This is a genomic window from Serratia sp. PL7, assembly GCF_945957435.1.
Window position 1 is genome coordinate 1 of the sequence record NZ_CAMFLB010000086.1, and the last position, 1,917, is coordinate 1,917.

Sequence of the window (1,917 nt, forward strand, 5' to 3'; positions counted from 1 at the left end):
TAATTCGGTTTCATTCTTAATGTTTTTAATATCGCTGTAAAATTCTTTAACTTCCTTATATTCTGCATTCGAAACCTCTTTTTTAATCCCACGGATTAAACCTAATGGCTTATTGTATTTAAAATATATATCCTGCATTGTTTCGTATTTTTTCATATACGATTTATTGTTTAGTTTATATATTCCGTTTTTATTTTCGATTGGTGTTATAAAGGCGTGAATATGTGGAGTTTGCTCGTCCAAGTGTAAAACTGCATTAATTGCATTTTCCCCATATTCACTTTGCAAATATTCCATTTGAACTTTAATCCAATCCTCCAATTTTTTGTTATTTGCAAAAAATTCTGGGGAAGCTGTTAAAACTAATTCATTACAAATAACAGAAGTAGAATTACGAGCTTTAACATTGGTTGCTTGAAACCTTGCATTAATATCAGTCCTTAAATCACCAGAACCGATTAAAATTCGGTTTTGGGATTTAAGGTTAGGATCTGCATTATGTGTTTTCCTCAATCGCATATTGTGAGAATTTTTCCCGGCGATTGAAGTATTTTTTGTTTTTTCCACTCTTAAAATTGCATAAGCCATATTCGAAAACCTCCCGTTAAAAGCAGTAAGGTTTTTTTCTTTTTGGCCCCTGCCAGGCTCACACCGAGAAATCTCGGTATAGTGAGTATACCTTTCTGCAAAATTGAAAATCTATAAATACATCTACAATAAAAAAAACAAAAGTCAACGGATCAATCCCTCGCAAGGGAAAATTAAAATTTCCCCTTACTCACGATTTCCAATAAAAGAAAAAAGACAGAACGCTGAGCAAGTCAAAATTTTAATTTTGGCTTGTGAAGGGTTGACCAAGCGAAGCGCGGTAGGGAAATCTGCACAGATTGCTTATGTATTGCCCGGAACGGGAAACGTCTGTTGTAGCGGTAGCGAAAACACATCTCCCGGAAGGGGGTTTTCTTTTGCGTAGCCTGGTAAGTTCTGCTCGATCTGAAGGTTTGCACCGTTTACTCTCTTACTTTCTTATTGTTTTAAATCTTACATACCCCTCCAGCCCTTGCTATTACTGACTTAAATCAAAAAAAAGTTATAGATTCCTATAACCTAAAAGTTATAGATTTCTATAACCCCAGTTATAGATTTCTATAACCCCCCTAAGTTGGTCATTCGACCAACTTCTTATAACTAAGTTATAAAAAGTTGTAATCATGTATTGACTAGTTGTATATTTTGTTTATAACTGAGTTATAAATACTTATAACTTAATTATTAATGGGGTTTTAATATGAAAAAAAATAAATTAGTAAATAAAGAAAATTACTCAATATTAGAGACTTTGCCGGAAGATCCATTATTTGAAAATAAATCGACTTTAGAAATTGATTTAAATCAATTCGATTTATTTAATAGAATTGCAAACGAAACTGTAGAAGAACTTATAATAAAAGAAGTTAACGATCCTAATGACCGAAGCGATAAAAGCAATGGTGTTAATTTAAATGCAAAAGTTTATGTAGAAAAAGAAAAAAAGACTTCATTAAAAAAAGATTTTGTTATTACATTTGTAGATAATCTTGAGGCTTTAGCAAAATTAAATTTAAAACCTAATGAGTTTAGAATTATCGTCGAGATTGTAAAGGTTATGGAATACGGAAATTTAATTAACCTTTCACAATCTACAATTGCGAAAAATTTAAATCTTGCAAAATCAAATGTAAGTTATTATTTTAAAAACCTTAAAAAGAAAAATATATTAGTAGAAAAAGACGGACACGTCTTTATGAATAGTAATATTTTTTCTAAAGGATTAGCTCATCGTTTGGACGAAGAAAAAAGAAAAAATTTGAAATCCGCACAAGTCGAAGACGATAATTTTAAAAACTCATTTTAAAACCCAACGGGAAATTTTTCACA

At 30.9% G+C, this 1,917-nt stretch carries 2 protein-coding genes; one reads left to right on the top strand and one right to left on the bottom strand.

Annotated elements, in window-relative coordinates:
• Positions 1-588: MobV family relaxase (gene mobV, locus N6G83_RS54270; protein ID WP_260524427.1), on the bottom strand; the 588-nt coding region annotated here is incomplete at its 3' end.
• Between the two features lie 700 nt (positions 589-1,288).
• On the opposite strand from mobV, the gene N6G83_RS54275 reads away from it, so the two are divergent.
• Positions 1,289-1,894, top strand: coding sequence for a helix-turn-helix domain-containing protein (locus tag N6G83_RS54275; RefSeq protein WP_012564911.1), 606 nt, complete (start codon positions 1,289-1,291; stop codon positions 1,892-1,894).
• Positions 1,895-1,917: the final 23 nt, after the last annotated feature.